The organism is Sporolactobacillus terrae (assembly GCF_019930545.1).
Lineage (GTDB): Bacteria > Bacillota > Bacilli > Bacillales > Sporolactobacillaceae > Sporolactobacillus > Sporolactobacillus terrae.
On record NZ_CP082837.1, the window covers coordinates 1272209 to 1290275 of the forward strand.

Here is an 18067-nt window from a genome sequence, read left to right on the forward strand (position 1 = left end):
ATTGATCCAATTAGATTAGTATGAGACATAAACATCGGTGGTCACTTCGTGATCATCAGGAAACGGACTTTCTTCACTGAATTTTATCGCGTGTTCCACCGCTTTTTTTACGGAGTTATCGATCGTTTTTATCTCTCCCTCAGTCAACAGATCATTTTCCTTTGCAAAGGTTTGAAATCGAACAATGGCATCATCTTCAGTCATCGCTTTTTTTTGCTGGTCGGCATCTTTATACGTTTGCGTATCGCCTTCGAAATGTCCGAAATCGCGATAGGTCATGCATTCAAGAATTGTCGGCCCTTCCCCATTACGTGCACGTTCCACTGCTTTGCCTGCGGCTTCATATACAGCCGACAAATCTTTTCCATCCACAGTTTCGCCCGCAATTCGATAGACGTTCGCAAAGTCCGAAATCCGTTCCGCTGCTGCCGCATAGTCGAAGGTCGACGCCTCTCCAAACCCGTTATTTTCACAAACGAAGAGTACTGGAAGCTTCCAAATAGCAGCCATATTCACAGCCTCATGGAATGTACCGTGATTGCTGGCGCCATCACCAAAAAAGCACACCGCAACATTCTTCGTTTTTTTCACTTTAGCAGTAAGTCCAGCACCAATCGCTAAAGGCAGTCCGGCACCAACAATGCCGTTTGCCCCAAGCATTCCTTTAGAAACGTCGGCAATGTGCATGGAACCGCCTTTCCCTTTGCACAGACCTGTCGATCGTCCATAGATTTCTGCCATCATTCCATCTAAGTCACAGCCTTTTGCAATACAATGCCCGTGACCGCGGTGTGTGCTTGTAATACTGTCGCTATCCGTTAGATGCGCACACACGCCGACCGCTACCGCTTCTTCGCCGGCGTACAAATGAACGAAACCAGGAATTTCACCTTTCGCAAAAATATCATGTACTGCTGTTTCAAATTGACGGATCTCTTGCATTTTCGTATAAATCCATTTCGCCTTTTCAACGGTCATGTCTTTTGCGGATGCCTCAGTTTGCATTCTGACTCCTCCCGTCATATAGCACTTACAGCAATGATGTAAGCGTTTTCTTACTATATAATCATACTCTATTTTTGCTTCCGATGCAAAATATTTATATGCGACTGCTTGCCGCTTTTTCACTTCATTCGTAAAAAAGGGCCGCACACCTTTTCGAAAACTGCAGGAACGCATTGATATACCTTTGAGCCAATCCCCATATACCACGGAAGATTTAATGTCCGTTTATTTTTGCCTACAGCATGCAAAATACGTTCGGCTGTGTGGCGCGGATCAAGCATGAATCGGTCGACGCGCTTCCGATAATTACCCGTTGGATCCGCATTGTTCATGAACGGTGTACGGATTGGTCCAGGATTTACAACCGTTACATGAACACCCGCTTCTTCAAGTTCCATACGTACGCCGTTCGCAAAACCGATCACGGCGTGCTTCGTTGCACCATAAACAACAGACTTCGGTGTCGTTATAATCCCCGCCTGAGAAGCAATCATAACGATGGAGCCGCATTTTTGCGCTTCCATCGCTTGAGCAGCCTCATGTGTGCAATAAATAAGCCCGCGTACATTGACTGCAATCATTTGATCAATTTCCTCCGTATTCATTTCAGTAAGCGGCTGAAAATAGCCGACGCCCGCACAATTGATCAGCAGATCGATGCGCTTAAATTTTTCCATGATTGCCTGAAACGTTAAATGAACCTGTTTTGCATCAGTAATGTCTAATGATTCATAAACCGCACGGCCGCCTGATTGTTCGATTTTATCTTTTAAGGTTTTCAATTTTGCTGTGCTGCGGGCAAGCATAATGATATGCGCACCATTGGCGGCACACAGAATGGACAGTTCCCTGCCAAGTCCGCTGGATGCCCCGGTGATGACAACCATTTTATTCGTTAATTTCATAAAGTTCCACCTCAGAGTAAGTACGCATTGTACCGTTTTACCATTTCTATTATTATAGAGAGTTTATAACAATGCAAAACAATTTAGCAATGAGCAGTGTCCGAAAAAGAAATCTTCTGATTTGGACAGATCCAAGGCAGACTTTTTAATCGTGACAAAATTGTAGCTTATGTAAGGGCTTTCAAAAATAATGGAATATTTTTAATATTTTGTTGTAACATTTACTGACACCGTATGTTATAATTACTACATCATAAAGAAGGGGGCATTCATTTAATGAAAGCAACAGATGCAATTACATTTAGTTTGGATTCATTATGGGTAATGGTTGCAGCAATCTTAGTTCTCCTTATGCAAGCTGGTTTTGCATTTCTTGAAGCAGGATCACTGCAAAGCAAAAATGCGGGCCATATTACCGGTAAGCAAATTATTACGCTTGCACTTTCTTCAATTGTTTATTGGGCGGTTGGTTACGGCATCGCTTTCGGTGATGGTAATGCATTCATTGGAACTTCTAAATTTTTCTTAAGCGGTGTTCCAAGCGGCTATGATTCTATTTTCTTCTTGTTCCAACTCGCATTTGCCGCTGTATCTCTTGCGATTGCATGGGGCGGCTTTGCAGAACGTGCAAAACTGGCTGTTTACTTTGTCTTTGGCACAGTCTTTGTTGCCATTATTTATCCAGTCGTCGGACACTGGGTATGGGGCGGCGGCTGGTTGAGCACGCTCGGCATGCAGGATTTTGCTGGATCAACAGTCGTTCACCTTCAAGGTGCGACTGCTGCGCTAATCGGTACACTTCTCCTTGGACCGAGAATCGGAAAATTTGTTGATGGAAAAGCAAAAACAATCCCGGCTCACAACATTCCTTTTGTTTTCCTTGGTACATTCATCCTTTGGATCGGCTGGTTTGGATTTAATGCCGGAAGCACGGTATCCACGGGTGTCGCAACTTCTGGATACGGTCAGTTCTTCGGCTATGTTGCTTTAACAACGAACTTGGCAGCAGCAGCCGGTGCACTTGGTGCTTTGTTTGCAGCAATGATCCTATCGAAGAAAGCAGATATCGGTGCAATGTGTAACGGCGTGCTTGCAGCGCTCGTAGCGATCACTGCTTCCTGTGCGTTCGTTGAACCATGGGCAGCAATCGTAATCGGAGCTGTTGCCGGTGCCTTTACTTACTGGACTTCAATCTTCCTTGAAAGCAAAGGACTCGATGATCCGATTTACGCATTCTCTGTTCATGGTATTTCGGGTGTTATCGGTACACTTTCTACCGGATTCTTTGCAGCACCGAAGCTTGTTGAACTGGCCGGAGTCGGCAAACCGGGTCTCTTCTACGGCGGCGGTCTCTATCAATTAGGCGTTCAAGCACTTGGTGTAATCGCAGCATTCGCTTTCGTAGCTGTCGCTTCCTTGATTGTGCTCTCAATCATCAAAGCAACCATCGGTCTTCGTGTATCCGCGGAAGCTGAAAAAGCGGGTCTTGATATCAGCGAACACGGTGCTTACGGCTATGGCGAAACTGAAGGAAAATAACTAAAAATACTTAATAAATTATTAGATACACAAAAAAAGATTCCCTTATGTGGGAATCTTTTTTTGTGTATCATCAATTGAAAGCTAAGGTTCGGCGATTATTTCCGATCCTAATCTCGTTCTATTGATTAAGATCGTTGCTGATAAGGCAACTCAAAAGTCCAGAAATCATGCGCTAAATAGGTCTGCTTAAAAACAGATTTAGCTTCTTTTAATAGTGCATGCTGTTCTTTTTTCTGGTATCTGGAACTTAAATGAGCCAAAATCAGCTGCTTCACCTCAGCTTTTTGCGCCATTTCCGCTGCTTGAATTGATGTTGAATGATGATAATCATGCGCCAAACGAGCACTTTGACCATTAAAGGTTGCTTCATGAACGAGCACATCCGCATGTTCGGCGAGATTAAGTGCAGCTTGACATGGCCGCGTATCGCCTAAAACCACCACATGGCGTCCCTTCTTTTTTTTGCCGATAAAAGGAGCGGTCTCTAGTGTTCGTCCATCAGGCAAGATCACTTGACTCTGTTCCTTAATTTTTTTGTAGATAGGACCCGGTCGAATACCAAGATCCATCAACTTATCAACAAGCAGTTCTCCAGGTTGGTCCTTCTCGGTAATCCTGTAACCAAGACTTTGAATCCCATGATCCAGTTCACATGCATGAACAATGAAATGTTCATTTTCATAAACCTTTCCCTTTGACTCAATCTCGTGAATCGCCAAGGGATAATGCAGATGTGTCCCTGAAACCTGAAGCGAAGTCTCAACAAAAGCTTTTAATCCCTTTGGTCCAATAAGTTCCAATGGATGTTCAGCACCTTGAAACGACCGGCTGCCTAGTATGCCTGGAAGGCCAAATAAATGATCTCCATGCAGATGCGTTACAAAAACAGCCGTTAATTTCGTTAATTTCACTGCCGTGTAGAGAATTTGCCGTTGCGTTCCCTCACCACAATCAAAGAGCCAGAGGTCACCATCGTATTCCGGGAAACTGAGTGCCATAGAAGTTACGTTTCTTTCCTTCGCCGGCATTCCCGCTCCGGTGCCTAAAAAAGTAAATTTCATTCTATCCATCCTTTGTCACGCGAACCTTCTTTATGTAGAGATCAACAACCGGAATCCGGAGACTCGGAACGTTTTTTATTCAGAAGACGTGTAGCAGGAAGCAGCGTATTTTCACCAAATTGATCATTGATTCGATCAATTAAGTCAACCAGCTCCTCGGTCTGAATGTCATTCTGATAAGAAAAAAGATCGAGCTGTTTTGTTGATTCACTAATCGCTTGAAACGATGCGAGCGTGATCCCAAGAAGCCGCACAGCCTCACCGCTCCAGTTGGCTTGGAAGACAGAAAAAGCCAGATTCAAGATCTCCTGCCTAGAACGCAAAGGCTGCATGGTGGACTTGTGCCGCGTAATTGTCTTCCAATCATGATAACGGATCATGACAACCAATTCGTAGCTTGCCACATGCTCCCGTTTTAATTTCATCTCAAGCTTGCCCGCTAATTGCTGCATTGTCTCATAAATCATTTTAAGATCAACGGTGTCATGAGATAAAGTCATTGAATGACCAATACTTTTATAACGGTCCCATGAATCCGGGTCAACCGGACGCACGTCCCATCCATTTGCAAAGTCATGCAGACGCCTGCCGTTTATTCCATATTTTCTTTCAATAGCATCAGGATTTCTTGCAGCCAGATCGCCGATCGTCTTGATTCCCGCTAAACTGAATTTCTCTTCAGTCTTTGGACCAACGCCATGCATTTTTCCAATAGGCAACGGCCATAGCGTTTGTGGGAGATCACGCTTACGTATCACGGTGATCCCCATTGGCTTTTTCCGATTAGATGCCATTTTTGCAAGAAATTTATTGGGGGCAATCCCTATGCTGCATGGCAAATGAAGTTCCTCTCGAATGCGGCTCTGGATCTCATTTGCCAAGTTCAGAGGATGCCTGCGATGAATCCAGTGGCTGACGTCAAGATACCCTTCATCAATGGAGGCTTTCTCTACAAGGTTCGTATAGTCTTTCAACATTGTAAATAGTTGCTCCGATGTCCTTCTATAGAGCGAGAAATCAGGATGACGAACAATGAGCTGCGGGCATTTTTGCTTCGCTTCGCGAACCGTCATGGTCGTTCGCACACCCATTTTTCTTGCTTCGTAACTGCTGGTTACGACGATCCCGTGCCGTTCCTCCGCTTTTCCGGCAATCGCCAACGGCTTGCCTCTCAATTCAGGATGATTTGCAATTTCCACTGATGCATAGAAGCTGTTCATATCAACATGAAAAATGACTCGTGCATTCGCCATCATCATTCTCCGTCCTTAGATATGATTTACCCTTCGTTCGTTGCCTGATCGATCAACGCAAGAACTAACTCACCTGTTTTCACAAGTTCTTCAATTGCAATTTTTTCCTTAACCGTATGAATTTCTTCATAGCCAACACCAAGGTTTACGGTTGGAAGTCCCTGACCGGAAATAACATTTGCATCACTGCCACCGCCGCTCTGAAGCAGTCTCGGCGTTCTTCCGATTGCATTGATTGCTCTTGTTGCGAGTTGAACAACACGGTCCTCACGGCCAAATCGGTAGCCCGGATACATGTATTCAGTATGCACGTCTGCCTTCCCGCCGTATTCGTTTGCAGCATCTTCAAAAGCGCGAGTCATGATCTCCGCTTGTTTTTCCATTTTTGACTGATTTAGTGAACGCGTTTCTGCGAGGACTTTTACATAATCACAGACAATATTAGTGGCTTGTCCACCTTCAAAACGACCAATGTTTGCAGTCGTTTCTCGGTCGATACGCCCGAGCGGCATGCGTGCAATCGCTTTTGCAGCAATGGAAATAGCCGAGATTCCTTTTTCAGGTTCAATGCCGGCATGTGCCGTCTTTCCATAGACTTCTGCCAACAGCTTCGTCTGAAAAGGAGCGGCGACAACAATATCGCCAACAGGTCCGTCACTGTCTAAAGCAAAACCATACTGCGCATGGACGAGCGATCGATCAAGCGCTTTTGCCCCGCGTAACCCGGACTCCTCGCCGACTGTAATAATGATTTGAACCTCGGCGTGATCTTTTTGATTTTCTTTAATGACTTGAATCGCTTCCAGAATCGCGGATACTCCTGCTTTATCGTCTGAACCAAGAATTGTCGTTCCATCAGAAGCAATGAACCCGTCTGCAATGACGGGCTTAATCCCTTTTCCGGGAACAACCGTATCCATATGTGTACTCAGTGCGATCGGTGTTCCTTTTATCGTACCGGGGAGTGTCGCGATTAAGTTGCTGGCACCATGTCCGGTTTTCTGTTGTGCCTGGTCTTCTTTTACATCTAAGCCCAAAGCCAACAATTTGTTTTTAAGGACTTTAAAAATCTGTCCTTCATTTCCTGTTTCCGAATCGACTTGAACGAGTTCACAAAAATTAGTAACCAAACGTTCTTGATTGATCAATCCATTCACCCACCTAGAAAACTTTTAAGAACCGATACGAGGTGCATCGGTTCGATCTCAATAGCCACTCTTATCATACCATACCTTTTTTAACCAAACGCGTTTAACTATTGAAAGCTTGGCGGATTATCTACTATAATAGTTAGGAAAAAGCAATGAAGGGAATTTAGGACATGCATAAGAAACTGTTTAAATTTATTGTTTACCTGATGATTGCTGCACTTGTACTTTCCTCAATATCCGCCTTCATTATTGCGATTGTCAGCAATTAAGCTTTATCCACTCTTATTGAGCAGTATTGTAAAACGCGTCCCCTTCTGATATTCACTTTGTACATGAATTTCTCCGTGATGCACATCGATAATTTTTTTCACAATGGACAAACCAAGTCCATTGCCTTCTTGACGCTTTGTCCGCGAGCGGTCCGCTTTATAGAATCGTTCAAATAAATGAACGAAATCTTCTTTTTTAATCCCAATCCCTGTGTCGGATAGACAGAACATAATTCGCCCATCGCGAATGCTCAATTCTACCTGTAGCTTCCCATGTTCCGGTGTAAATTTAATACTGTTGTGGATTAAGTTCATCCATACCTGGTTCATTAAATCAATATCCGCATCAATCGTAATCGGATCGAGCTCGATAGTCATATCTAGTGCTTTCTTTGTCCACTGCGGCTCAAGCGCAAGCAGGCAAGAACGAATTTGACGATCCAGTCGGTAGTTGGATAAACGAATCGGATGTTTAGTGTTTTCAAGTGCCGTTAATTTCATTAAGTTATCACTTAACTTCGATAAGCGATCCGCCTCTTTTTGAATGATATTTAAATAGTGCATCCGCTTATTCTCTGGCAAGCGATCATTCTCTAATGCACGGGCGAATCCTTTAATTGACGTCAACGGCGATTGAATTTCGTGAGAGACGTTTGAAATAAACTCCTGGCGCACTCGCTCCAATTGGCCAAGTTCCTTCGCCATATAATGCACGCTGTCAACCAACTGTACAAATGGATTATGCCGGCTTTTCTGATCCGTCGGCAGAGGAATGTCGAGATTGATTTCAAAATTTCCCTTTGCCATCTGCCTTATCGCTTGAATGATCGTTTGAAAGTAGCTGATTCGTTTCGGCTTCATATATTTTCCGACCTGAGCCATCACAAAAGCAAAAAGGGCCAATCCAAGCAATGCACTTGCAACATGCAAAAGGATTGGGTGAATGGCAACCCTAAGCCAAGAAAAAAACAGTTCAAGCAAGAAGTAAAACAAAACCCAGTAGACAACGATCGAAAGTAATAAAAGAATTGCCAGACTGTGTACCTTCAGTTTCGATGAGCATTGATTTTTCATTTACTTTCTTCCAATCGATAGCCCAAACCGCGGACTGTTTTAATTTCGAACCCGCTGGAAGCTGTACTGAATCGCTCGCGAAGTCGCTTAACATGCACATCAACCGTACGTTCATCGCCTTCATAATCGTAGCCCCAAATATTCTCGATCAAGTCATCACGGGTGAATGTGCGTCCGGGCGAACCGGCGAGCATAAAGAGAAGCTCGAATTCCTTTAAAGGGATCATAATGGATGCATCACCTTTGAAAATCGTGTAGGATTTTCGGTCTAAGATCAGACGCCCGACTTCAACGGTTTGCGATACGGAAACCTGATACCGTTTCAATAATGCTTTGACACGCATGACAAGTTCGATTGGTTCAAACGGTTTTACGAGATAATCATCTGCCCCCAGTTCAAAACCTTTCACTTTCTGCATTGTCTCTCCCTTTGCTGTCAGCATTAGAATCGGAATCTGCCATCGTTTGCGAACGCGCCTGCAAAACGTCCAGCCATCCATCTCCGGCATCATAATATCTAAGATGATCAAGCCCGCATTTTCCTGCTCAAGACGTTCAAGTCCCTGTTCTCCGTTTTCTGCTTCAATGCATGAAAAGTCCTCATTTTCAAGGAACACCGTGACAAGTTCACGGATATGAGGATCATCATCAACGACCAGAATTTTTTTCAAGGTCAACTGCAACTCCTTTACAACAACGATGTTCTTATTTTGAAACAAGACTATGAACAGAACATGAATCTGAACGATTCAGGGGTGCGTTTCATCCAAATCCGTCAAATCTTCGCAACAAAACGAGAAAATTTCGTTTTTATCTGCATGATCCGTGCACGGAACCCCCTTTTAATATGTTGAAAAAATCGCGGCTTGAGTTCCATAATGACAAGGCTGGCCAACACAAGAACGGCACCGACGTATTCATGGAATGACATATGCTCACCGTCTGCAAGAAACGCAAAGAAAACAGCAAAGATCGGTTCCAGCGTGAAAATAAGTCCCGCATGAAGCGATGTTGTATATCTTTGTGCAGCCGCCTGAAGCAAATAGCCTGCTGCACTGCAAAGCAGTCCAAGACCAAGTACAGAAATCCATACCGATGCAGAATCCGGCAAATGCGGCCGCTCAAAAGCAGCAGAAAAGACAAATGCGACCGCCGCTACAAACCCCATCTGATACATACTAAAAGGAATAATCTTTACGCGATGAATGATTCGACCGGTAATTTCGATATAAATTGCATTTAACAGCGCAGCGATGATCAGGAACAGCGAACCTGCATTTAAGCCAATTGAAGCGGCGCCGGTCAGCACATAAATCCCTAAAAGCGCGATCAGTGTACCACATAGAGCGCGTATTCCCGGAAGCTTTTTCACAATGCATGCATGAACAAGCGGTACAAAAACAACGGTCAAACTGACAAGAAAACCCGCTTTTGATGTAGAAACAGTTTTCATTCCATACATAATAAAGCTAAATACCCCGAGTAAAAGCACACTCTGGATCATGCTGAACAACACGGTCACCCAATCGATTTTTCCCAACATGCGAAAAAATAGAATGGCGGTCACTACAAATGCTACAAGAAAACGAAGTGCGATCAGATTAAATACCGCTAAACTTTCCATTCCTATTTTCATAAAAATATAGGAAGAACCCCAAAACATCGTCACAAGTACCAGAATAAGATCTGCTTTATGCTGACTCATCGCCCATCCCTCAACCGTCACATTTATTTATAAATTTAGTATACAAAGCATATTGTCATTAATAAACCTGAATTATTCATAGCCTAATTTGCTAACTGGCCAAAACGCTTTCCCCACAAGGAGATAACCCTTTTCGTTTTTTCACCGATTAGGTGAAAAAAGTTAATGAAAAAGGAACCATTCCTTTGTATGATAATAGGTGACTAAACCAAAAACATACAAGGAGGTTCCTCATATGCTCAGTGTAGAGGAAAAGTCGTGTCAATTCAACAGGAAGATCAAAATCAATTTTACCGGTGGCGAACTTTCTTCCGACAGCGGTCATCTGATTTTTAAAGAATTTGATGAAAAACTCGGTTTCTCAAAAACGCTGACTCACCATCTGGTGCTGAACGATTCGCGCAAAAGTCCGGATTATTCCAATGAGCAACTTTTGCGCCAGAAGATCTATCAGCTGCTGGCTGGTTATTCTGAAGATGATGCAGCGGATTCATTGATTCACGATCCCGTGTTCACTCAGGTTGTTGAATCACCAACACTTGCGTCACAGCCGACACTCTCCCGTTTTTATGATCGCTTTGATCCTAATGCTCTGGATCAGCTTGGCATGGCCAACCAAAAATTACTCGACAAAGTTCACCGCTATCGCAAGAATCCAGCACTGATCCTTGACTTGGATTCCACCCATGTTGATACGTATGGAAAGCAAGAATCCTCGGACTATAACGCGCATTACGGTACGATCGGCTTCCATCCCTTGGTGGCGTTTGATGGGGCAACGGGTGATTTTTTGAAAGCGAAACTGCGTCCTGGAAATCGCTATACATCGCATGGCGTTGTGGACTTTGTCCGGCCGATTCTCGAACACTACAACGAGCACTTTCCAGAAACCACGCCGCTCGTTCGCGCTGACAGCGGTTTTGCCACACCGGACCTCTACGAGGCGTGCGAAACAGAATCCGTCTACTACGTGATTCGGCTGAAGACCAACGCCGTGCTTCAACGGATGGCCGAAGAACTTCACCCGAATGATTCACCAACCGGTAAAACTCAGTGTTACTATGAAGAATTTGATTATCAGGCGAAGTCCTGGGGTAAGCCAAGACGGGTTGCCGTTCAATCCATTCGCCCGGCCAATGAACTTTTCTTTACGCATACCTTTATCGTGACCAATCTGGTTGAATGCTTCTCCCCGAAACAGGTCTTTCAGACTTATCAGAAACGAGGGACGATGGAAAACTACATCAAGGAAGCCAAATCCGGATTCAGTCTGGATCAACTGTCTAGTCACAAATTCGAAATTAACGAAGTCCGATTGATGCTCAGTCTGCTCGCCTACAATTTAACGAACTGGATGCGGACGATGGCATTCCCAAAAAGACAGAAGGCCATGCGAATCGAAACCATCCGAACGCGGATCGTCAAAGTGGCCAGTAAGCTCGTCCGGTCAGGACGATCCCTTTATTTCAAGCTGTCTTCCAGTTTTGTCTATCAGGCATTCTTCTGGAACGTGCTCAACCGGATTCAACAACTTCACATCGAGTAACAAAAAAACACTCAGCTCAAAATTCAAAACGGGTTCATCAGATCAACGGGGGAAGTCTGTCTCAAAATGGCCTTCTTTTACGTGAATGTTCAGAAATTGATCTTCAAGGTCATTTTTCCATTCAAAAAATCAAGTGAAATCAGGTTGGCTGCATCCTGGTGAGCAAAATCCCGAAAAAACGGCAAGCGGTGAATAATTCAGGATAAAATGAATGTTTATAATATTCATCATTAATTTATTTCATTAGGTTGGGGTTGCGATGAGTCTGATTAAATATCAAATCTTTTCTACGGTCATGATGTTAAAAAGTTTTACGAAAGCTGCAGGTCAGCTTGGGTTGACTCAATCGGCGGTAAGTCATGCTGTATCCAGTTTGGAACATGACCTAGGCTTTGCACTCATCAACAGAGATCGATCAGGAATAACCGTAACTCGGGAAGGTCGCATTCTTCTGCCCTCAATCAATGCTGTACTGCAAATGGATAAAAATGTCCATCAAGAAGCTTCAGCGATTTTAGGCATAAAAAAGGGAGTTGTGACGGTTGGCGTCTTTAACAGCATCTCCCGCCATCTGCTTCCGAAAATCATTCACGAAATGGATCAACGTTATCCACTTGTCCAAGTTCGTCTGTACGAAGGTAATTATGAAACAATCGAGCAGCGGTTGACACGCGGTGAATTGGATTGCGGTTTTGTTAATAAACTTGAAATAAAATCATTCCAGATTACTTCGTTGAAGAAAGACCGTATCCTTTGTATCGTCTCACCGCAGAGTAAACTTTATCATCAAAAAACCGTTTCTTTTGACCAATTGAGAAAACAGCCATTTATTATGCCCGCCTTTGGAGGAAACCATGAAGTAAAACAGCTTTTGGCGGCACACCACTGTAAGCCCGAGATCCGCTTTGAACTTATGGAAGAAAATGCGATCCTCGCCATGGTCCGCAATCATCTCGGAATTAGTATATTACCTGAATTGGTGCTTCCTGATCACATTGCACCGCTTAAAGCCATTCCATTCTCTGAAGAAAGCTTTCGTACGATCGGTCTTGCAACGCGAATTCCTCCTTCACCGGCTGCTAAATGTTTTGCTGAGATAACCAAGGAATTAATCACTAAGCTTTCCTAAGGAAAGAACAGCAACACGAAATCGAAAGGATCGGAGTACTGCTCATGACCCAATTACAAGCATACAGAAAAGAAATCGATGCCATTGATGAACAGCTCATCCGCCTGTTCAACAAGCGAATGGACATCGCTCGTTCGATCGCATTATTCAAATTGAAAAACGATCATAAAATTCTAGATGGAAAGCGCGAGCAAGACATCATTAGAAAAGCACGTGACCAAAGCGCACGTGCAGAACTTAAGCCTTATCAAGAATCCCTTTTCAAACATCTCGTAGCCCTCAGCCGGGATTATCAGAAACTGCTGATTAATAAGAGCAAATGAAAAGCAACCTCCATTTCGATGAGTCGAGACGGAGGTTGCTTTTATCTTCTCAGATTCGCTTGAATCATTAATATATCGGTGTGTTCTCAGGATTAACATTTTCAAGCAGTTCTTTGATTCGCGCAAGAAAACGCCCCGTAATCAATCCATCGAGTACACGATGATCGATGGAGATACAGAGATTGACCATATCCCGAATTGCAATCATGTTATTAACCACTACAGGCCGTTTGACAATCGATTCGATTGACAGAATAGCAGCTTGAGGATGGTTGATAATCGGCTGTGATTGAATTGAACCAAATGAGCCGGTGTTGTTTACTGTAAACGTTCCTCCTTGCATATCATCGGGCGACATCCGATTTTCGCGAACACGAGCGGCAAGGTCGTCGACGGCAAAGGCAAGTCCTTTGATGCTCCGTTCATCCGCATTCTTAATGACCGGAACATAGAGCGCATCTTCTGAAGCAACGGCGAGTGATAGATTAACTGCTCGCTTTTCAATGATTTTATCGCCGGCCCAAGTACTGTTCATGCGCGGAAATTCTTTCAAGGCGGCGACAATCGCTTTCATAAAAAAGGGAAGATAGGTTAATTTATGACCTTCTTTTTTCAAAAATGCATTTTTTACTTGGTTCCGATAGTTCACTAAATTGGTCACGTCAACTTCAATCATTGTCCATGCATGAGGAATTTCATGTTTGCTGCGCAGCATGTTAGCAGCGATCGCGCGACGTACTCCAGTCAACGGGATAACACGATCACCCGCTTCACTCTTTATGGCAGCATGTTTTGCTTCAGGTGCCGCCGCTTGTCCGGCGACAGCGCCTGAGTAACACACGGCACCGGCGGACGCAGCTGGTTGCATGCTTGCAGCCGGCTTTGAATTTCCAGAAGCTTGTGCAGGTTCAGCCGCCAGAAAACGCACGACATCCTTCCTTGTAATCCGCCCGTCTCTTCCACTGCCGGGAATCTGCTCAAGTTCAAGGTCATGTTCTTGAGCAAGACGTAATACGGCCGGCGAATAGCGTTTTTTCATTGACTGCTTCGTTTTTTGACTCGACTCAGCTGCCGCTGGAGTTGGCTCGGTCTCACCTGTCGCTTCGTTATCGGCAACTTCAATCGTACATATCGGCTCGCCAACAGGCAAGGTATCGCCTTCGTTCACATGCATTTTTATAATCTTCCCTTCGAAACTCGAAGGTATTTCTGCGTTCACTTTATCGGTTGTTACTTCAGCAATCGGATCGTATTTTTTCACGGTGTCGCCTGCTGAAACCAGCCATTGACTGATCGTTCCTTCAGTCACACTTTCTCCTAATTGCGGCATCGTCATTTGCTTTTCACTCATCATACTGCCCCCTTCCTTTAAAATTCGGCTAGGTCTTGGATTGCGTGTTCAATTTGTTCTGGTTTCACCATAAATGCCTTTTCCAGCGGGCCGGCATAAGGCATTGCCGGCGCATCCGGTGCCGCAACACGTTTGATCGGCGCATCCAGATCAAAAAGACAGTTCTCGGCAATAATCGCTGCGACTTCGCTCATCACGCTGCCTTCTTTCGTGTCTTCTGTAACTAGCAAAATTTTTCCCGTTTTTTGTGCTGCGCTGATTATCGATTCTTTATCAAGTGGATAAATCGTTCTCAAGTCAAGCACATGAGTTGAAATGCCCTGCTCCGCAAGCTGTTCCGCCGCATTGAGGACATGGTGAACCATTAGTCCATAGGTAATTACGGTTACATCGGTACCCTCGCGTTTAACGTCGGCTTTTCCAAGCGGAACAACATAGTCGGTTTCCGGAACTTCGCCTTTCAATAGTCGATACGCACGCTTATGTTCAAAGAAGAGAACCGGATCATTGTCACGTATCGAAGCTTTTAACAGTCCTTTTGCGTCATATGGCGTTGAAGGAATAACAATTTTCAATCCAGGGACATTAGCAAAGATCGCTTCCATCGATTGAGAATGGTAGAGTCCCCCATGAACGCCTCCGCCAAACGGAGCGCGAATCGTTAATGGAACCGACCAGTCATTATTCGAGCGGTAGCGCATTTTCGCCGCTTCAGAGATAATCTGATTAGCCGCTGGAAGCATAAAGTCTGAGAATTGCATTTCAGCTACCGGACGCAACCCATATAGAGAAGCGCCAATGCCGACACCTGCGATTGCAGACTCAGCAAGTGGTGTATCCATCACGCGAAGCTCGCCGTATTTTTCATATAATCCCTTTGTCGCTTGAAAGACGCCCCCGCGTTTGCCGACATCTTCGCCTAATACAAAGACGTTTTCGTCCCGAGCCATTTCTTCATCTAAAGCCATGGTGATTGCTTCAATATATGAGCGTACTGACATTCGTTCATCCCCCTTAATTCTTTTCCTCATAAACATAATGAAGAACAGAATCGGGCTCAGCGAATGGTGCTTTTTCTGCATCATTAGTCGCCGCATCAATTTCTTTGCGAATCCGTTCTTCCATTGCTCTTTCGCCATCCTCGGTCAAAACATGAACAGCGCGCAGGTATTCGGCAAACGTCAGGACACCGTCATGTTTTTTCGCTTCATTGACTTCCTCTTTGGTTCGATAGGTCATATCATTATCGTCACTCGTGTGCGGCATTAACCGGTAACCATTCGCTTCAAGAAGTGTTGGGCCTTCGCCGCGATGTGCTCGATCAGCTGCTTTCTTAACCGCAGCATAAGCAGCAAGAGGATCGTTGCCGTCGAAAGACTCCCCATACATCCCGTAGCCAATTGCACGATCTGATATATGTGCACAGGCTACTTGATTTTTTAAAGAAACCGAAATCGCATAATGGTTGTTTTCACACATGAAGATAACAGGAAGTTTGTGAACAGCTGCAAAATTTGCTGCTTCATGAAAATCGCCCTGGTTTGACGAGCCTTCGCCAAAAGTAACAAAGCTGACAATATCGTCACCTTTGATTTTTGCTGCAAGTGCGATTCCGACAGCATGTGGATTTTGCGTCGTAACCGGTGATGAATGACTAAGCATGCGCAGCTTTCGATAACCGAAGTGGCCCGGCATCTGTCTTCCGCCTGAATTCGGATCTTCTGCTTTTGCAAAATTATTCAGCATCATTTCCCTTATCGTCATGCCCCATGCAAAAACAAAACCATAGTCGCGGTAATAGGGCGCAACATAATCTTTATCGCGATTTAAGCCAAATGCAGCGCCGACTTGTGCTGCTTCCTGACCTTGACATGACACAACAAAGGGGATTTTACCCGCGCGATTGAGCAACCAAAGTCGCTCATCAACCCTTCTCGCCTTCAGCATATTCTCATACATTGACAGAACATCTTGATCAGTCAAACCCAGCGCTTTGTGACGGTTAGCCACTTGAACAGTCTGATTAATTTTTTGAATCATAGATGAATCGCCCTCCCATCGGCCGCCAATGCAGCTTCACCGATAATTTCAGATAGTGTTGGATGCGGATGAATGACTTCTGACAGTTCCCACGGCGTCGCGTCGAGCAGCTTTGCAGCTGCTGCCTCGCCGATCAAATCGGTTGCATGCGGTCCATATAGGTGGATACCAAGCACGTCATTGGTTGATTTATCTGCAATCACTTTTGCAAAGCCTTCAGAGTCGCCATACACGAGTGCCTTGCCGATTGCCCCAAACGGAACCTTTCCTACTTTCACGAGATGATCTTTTTTAGCCTGCGCTTCTGTTAAACCAATGGATGCGATTTCCGGATGCGTGTAGATGCAGCGGGGAACCCGTTCCGGCTGCAGCGGTTCAACAGGCAAACCTGCAATATGTTCCACCGCATGGATTCCCTCATGTGAGGCAACATGTGCCAGCTGCAATCCACCGGTTATATCGCCAATTGCATAAATATGCGTTTCCTTGGTTTGACCGAAAGCATTTGTTTTGATATAACCGTGATCTGTTTCGATTGATGTATTGGCAAGGCCAATGTCCTCGGTATTCGGCATCCGCCCAACCGATACAAGTATTTTCTCTGCAGAAAAAGTTTCTGTTCGACCATCAACTTCTGCACTGATCGAAAGCTGGTTTTCTTTTTGCAAGGTTTCCGGAAGCAGCTTTGCCGAGGTGACCATTTGAATGCCGCGTTTTTTAAAACTGCGCGCAAGCGATAGCGATAACGTTCGATCCTCGCTTGGGATGATGCGGTCACTATACTCCAAAATGGTCACTTTCGAACCGAAATCCGCCAGCATCGATGCCCATTCCACGCCGATCACACCACCGCCGACAATGACGATTGAGGCGGGCACCTCTTGTAATTGCAATGCTTCATCGGAGGTCAGGACATGTTCTCCATCAACCGCTAAACCGTTTAAAGAACGAGGTCTTGACCCAGTTGCTAGGATCACATTTTTAGAAGTCAGGATCTCATTTTCACGACCATCGGCAAATTCAACCGATATTGAACCGGGTATCGGTGAGAAGATTGATGGACCAAGGAGACGTCCGAAACCGTTGATCATGTCAATTTTTCCTTTTTTCATTAATTGCTGAATGCCATGATGCAATTGGTTCACAATCGCTTGCTTTCGTTCCTGAATTTTGTTGAAACGGAGTGCAACTTGAGCAACTTCAATTCCGAAGTCTTGACTCTTTTTTATTTCACTAAAAACTTCTGCGCTTCGAAGCAGTGCTTTCGTCGGGATACATCCTTTATGAAGACATGTCCCCCCTAGCGAGTCTTTCTCAACGATAGCCGTCTTTAGCCCGAGTTGGCTGGCGCGAATGGCTGCTACATAGCCACCTGTTCCACCACCTAATAGGACCAGGTCATAATTTTTGACCATAAAAAAGTCACTCCTTATCGTTCGTGCATGGCTTATTTACGTTTTGGGTGCAGAAAGGTTTCATACCGAAGAAAAAAATCATTTGGTCAGCGCAAAGCCGCTGCGATTCTTTCCATATTTTTTTCGATTAGTTGCCGTGTATCCATAAACGCTGTAATCCGTGCTGCATCACTTTAGTCATGTGATCTTCTTCTCTTATCGTACCCTATTCATAACCGATAGGCAAAGCGCATGTATCGGTTTGCTCCAACAATCCGCTAAACGATTGCGGCGTTTTGCGTTTTCTTCATGATTATAC

General features: G+C 44.7%; 17 protein-coding genes. 5 read left to right on the top strand and 12 right to left on the bottom strand.

Going from position 1 to position 18067, the window contains the following annotated elements; all coding sequences use genetic code 11:
- Positions 1 to 15: 15 nt before the first annotated feature.
- Positions 16 to 1005, bottom strand: a complete 990-nt coding sequence (locus tag K7399_RS05865) for a thiamine pyrophosphate-dependent dehydrogenase E1 component subunit alpha (protein ID WP_028976260.1) — start codon at positions 1003 to 1005, stop codon at positions 16 to 18.
- Positions 1006 to 1124: 119 nt separating this feature from the next.
- On the bottom strand, positions 1125 to 1910 hold the full coding sequence (locus K7399_RS05870; protein WP_028976259.1) for an SDR family NAD(P)-dependent oxidoreductase: 786 nt from the start codon (positions 1908 to 1910) through the stop codon (positions 1125 to 1127).
- A gap of 276 nt (positions 1911 to 2186) precedes the next feature.
- Between K7399_RS05870 and K7399_RS05875 the strand changes: the two genes are divergently transcribed.
- Positions 2187 to 3449 (top strand): ammonium transporter, encoded by a 1263-nt coding sequence (locus K7399_RS05875; RefSeq protein ID WP_028976258.1) that lies wholly within the window; start codon positions 2187 to 2189, stop codon positions 3447 to 3449.
- 128 nt (positions 3450 to 3577) lie between these two features.
- On the opposite strand, the gene rnz is transcribed toward K7399_RS05875, so the two are convergent.
- From rnz to K7399_RS05890, 3 genes are read right to left on the bottom strand one after another with little or no spacing between them, the layout of a single operon-like run.
- Complete coding sequence (rnz, locus tag K7399_RS05880) at positions 3578 to 4513, bottom strand: ribonuclease Z (RefSeq protein ID WP_028976257.1); 936 nt, start codon at positions 4511 to 4513, stop codon at positions 3578 to 3580.
- 41 nt (positions 4514 to 4554) lie between these two features.
- Positions 4555 to 5772, bottom strand: a complete 1218-nt coding sequence (locus K7399_RS05885; RefSeq protein WP_223362499.1) for a DNA polymerase IV — start codon at positions 5770 to 5772, stop codon at positions 4555 to 4557.
- 20 nt (positions 5773 to 5792) lie between these two features.
- Positions 5793 to 6914, bottom strand: a complete 1122-nt coding sequence (locus K7399_RS05890) for a M20/M25/M40 family metallo-hydrolase (protein ID WP_028976256.1) — start codon at positions 6912 to 6914, stop codon at positions 5793 to 5795.
- A gap of 173 nt (positions 6915 to 7087) precedes the next feature.
- Between K7399_RS05890 and prli42 the strand changes: the two genes are divergently transcribed.
- On the top strand, positions 7088 to 7186 hold the full coding sequence (gene prli42, locus K7399_RS05895) for a stressosome-associated protein Prli42 (protein ID WP_152080501.1): 99 nt from the start codon (positions 7088 to 7090) through the stop codon (positions 7184 to 7186).
- A gap of 3 nt (positions 7187 to 7189) precedes the next feature.
- Here the strand turns inward: prli42 and K7399_RS05900 are convergent, their stop codons facing one another.
- The 3 genes from K7399_RS05900 to K7399_RS05910 form a co-directional block, all read right to left on the bottom strand.
- A complete protein-coding gene (locus K7399_RS05900; RefSeq protein ID WP_051575333.1) occupies positions 7190 to 8260 on the bottom strand; it encodes a sensor histidine kinase in 1071 nt (356 codons plus the stop codon).
- Positions 8257 to 8931 (bottom strand): response regulator transcription factor, encoded by a 675-nt coding sequence (locus K7399_RS05905; RefSeq protein WP_010026391.1) that lies wholly within the window; start codon positions 8929 to 8931, stop codon positions 8257 to 8259. The genes K7399_RS05900 and K7399_RS05905 overlap by 4 nt, the downstream gene beginning before the upstream one ends.
- A 104-nt stretch (positions 8932 to 9035) precedes the next feature.
- On the bottom strand, positions 9036 to 9965 hold the full coding sequence (locus K7399_RS05910; RefSeq protein ID WP_037562999.1) for a DMT family transporter: 930 nt from the start codon (positions 9963 to 9965) through the stop codon (positions 9036 to 9038).
- A gap of 235 nt (positions 9966 to 10200) precedes the next feature.
- Here K7399_RS05910 and K7399_RS05915 point away from each other — a divergent pair, with 235 nt between their 5' ends.
- The 3 genes from K7399_RS05915 (at position 10201) to K7399_RS05925 (ending at position 12963) form a co-directional block, all read left to right on the top strand.
- The gene (locus K7399_RS05915) at positions 10201 to 11511 is read left to right on the top strand and encodes an IS1380 family transposase (RefSeq protein ID WP_028977669.1); all 1311 of its coding nucleotides are present in this window, start codon (positions 10201 to 10203) and stop codon (positions 11509 to 11511) included.
- A 259-nt stretch (positions 11512 to 11770) separates the two neighbouring features.
- A complete protein-coding gene (locus tag K7399_RS05920; RefSeq protein ID WP_028977536.1) occupies positions 11771 to 12640 on the top strand; it encodes a LysR family transcriptional regulator in 870 nt (289 codons plus the stop codon).
- A gap of 44 nt (positions 12641 to 12684) precedes the next feature.
- On the top strand, positions 12685 to 12963 hold the full coding sequence (locus tag K7399_RS05925; RefSeq protein WP_028977537.1) for a chorismate mutase: 279 nt from the start codon (positions 12685 to 12687) through the stop codon (positions 12961 to 12963).
- Between the two features lie 67 nt (positions 12964 to 13030).
- Here the strand turns inward: K7399_RS05925 and K7399_RS05930 are convergent, their stop codons facing one another.
- Genes K7399_RS05930 through lpdA form a run of 4 tightly spaced genes read right to left on the bottom strand, consistent with a single transcriptional unit; the run spans position 13031 to position 17769 of the window.
- The gene (locus tag K7399_RS05930) at positions 13031 to 14314 is read right to left on the bottom strand and encodes a dihydrolipoamide acetyltransferase family protein (protein WP_028977538.1); all 1284 of its coding nucleotides are present in this window, start codon (positions 14312 to 14314) and stop codon (positions 13031 to 13033) included.
- Positions 14315 to 14331: 17 nt separating this feature from the next.
- Positions 14332 to 15315: an alpha-ketoacid dehydrogenase subunit beta gene (locus K7399_RS05935; RefSeq protein ID WP_028977539.1), complete on the bottom strand. Its 984-nt coding sequence runs from the start codon at positions 15313 to 15315 to the stop codon at positions 14332 to 14334.
- 13 nt (positions 15316 to 15328) lie between these two features.
- Complete coding sequence (locus K7399_RS05940) at positions 15329 to 16354, bottom strand: thiamine pyrophosphate-dependent dehydrogenase E1 component subunit alpha (RefSeq protein ID WP_051575332.1); 1026 nt, start codon at positions 16352 to 16354, stop codon at positions 15329 to 15331.
- Positions 16351 to 17769, bottom strand: coding sequence for a dihydrolipoyl dehydrogenase (gene lpdA, locus K7399_RS05945; RefSeq protein ID WP_028977541.1), 1419 nt, complete (start codon positions 17767 to 17769; stop codon positions 16351 to 16353). Before lpdA ends, K7399_RS05940 begins: the two co-directional genes overlap by 4 nt.
- Between the last annotated feature and the right edge of the window lie 298 nt (positions 17770 to 18067).

Excerpts from the sequence above, each read along its gene's own strand:
- K7399_RS05865 (WP_028976260.1), bottom strand. The coding sequence starts at position 1,005 with ATGCAAACTGAGGCATCCGCAAAAGACATGACCGTTGAAAAGGCGAAA.
- K7399_RS05870 (WP_028976259.1), bottom strand. The coding sequence starts at position 1,910 with ATGAAATTAACGAATAAAATGGTTGTCATCACCGGGGCATCCAGCGGA.
- K7399_RS05875 (WP_028976258.1), top strand. The coding sequence starts at position 2,187 with ATGAAAGCAACAGATGCAATTACATTTAGTTTGGATTCATTATGGGTA.
- rnz (WP_028976257.1), bottom strand. The coding sequence starts at position 4,513 with ATGAAATTTACTTTTTTAGGCACCGGAGCGGGAATGCCGGCGAAGGAA.
- K7399_RS05885 (WP_223362499.1), bottom strand. The coding sequence starts at position 5,772 with ATGATGATGGCGAATGCACGAGTCATTTTTCATGTTGATATGAACAGC.
- prli42 (WP_152080501.1), top strand. The coding sequence starts at position 7,088 with ATGCATAAGAAACTGTTTAAATTTATTGTTTACCTGATGATTGCTGCA.
- K7399_RS05900 (WP_051575333.1), bottom strand. The coding sequence starts at position 8,260 with ATGAAAAATCAATGCTCATCGAAACTGAAGGTACACAGTCTGGCAATT.
- K7399_RS05910 (WP_037562999.1), bottom strand. The coding sequence starts at position 9,965 with ATGAGTCAGCATAAAGCAGATCTTATTCTGGTACTTGTGACGATGTTT.
- K7399_RS05915 (WP_028977669.1), top strand. The coding sequence starts at position 10,201 with ATGCTCAGTGTAGAGGAAAAGTCGTGTCAATTCAACAGGAAGATCAAA.
- K7399_RS05920 (WP_028977536.1), top strand. The coding sequence starts at position 11,771 with ATGAGTCTGATTAAATATCAAATCTTTTCTACGGTCATGATGTTAAAA.
- K7399_RS05925 (WP_028977537.1), top strand. The coding sequence starts at position 12,685 with ATGACCCAATTACAAGCATACAGAAAAGAAATCGATGCCATTGATGAA.
- K7399_RS05930 (WP_028977538.1), bottom strand. The coding sequence starts at position 14,314 with ATGAGTGAAAAGCAAATGACGATGCCGCAATTAGGAGAAAGTGTGACT.
- K7399_RS05935 (WP_028977539.1), bottom strand. The coding sequence starts at position 15,315 with ATGTCAGTACGCTCATATATTGAAGCAATCACCATGGCTTTAGATGAA.
- K7399_RS05940 (WP_051575332.1), bottom strand. The coding sequence starts at position 16,354 with ATGATTCAAAAAATTAATCAGACTGTTCAAGTGGCTAACCGTCACAAA.
- lpdA (WP_028977541.1), bottom strand. The coding sequence starts at position 17,769 with ATGGTCAAAAATTATGACCTGGTCCTATTAGGTGGTGGAACAGGTGGC.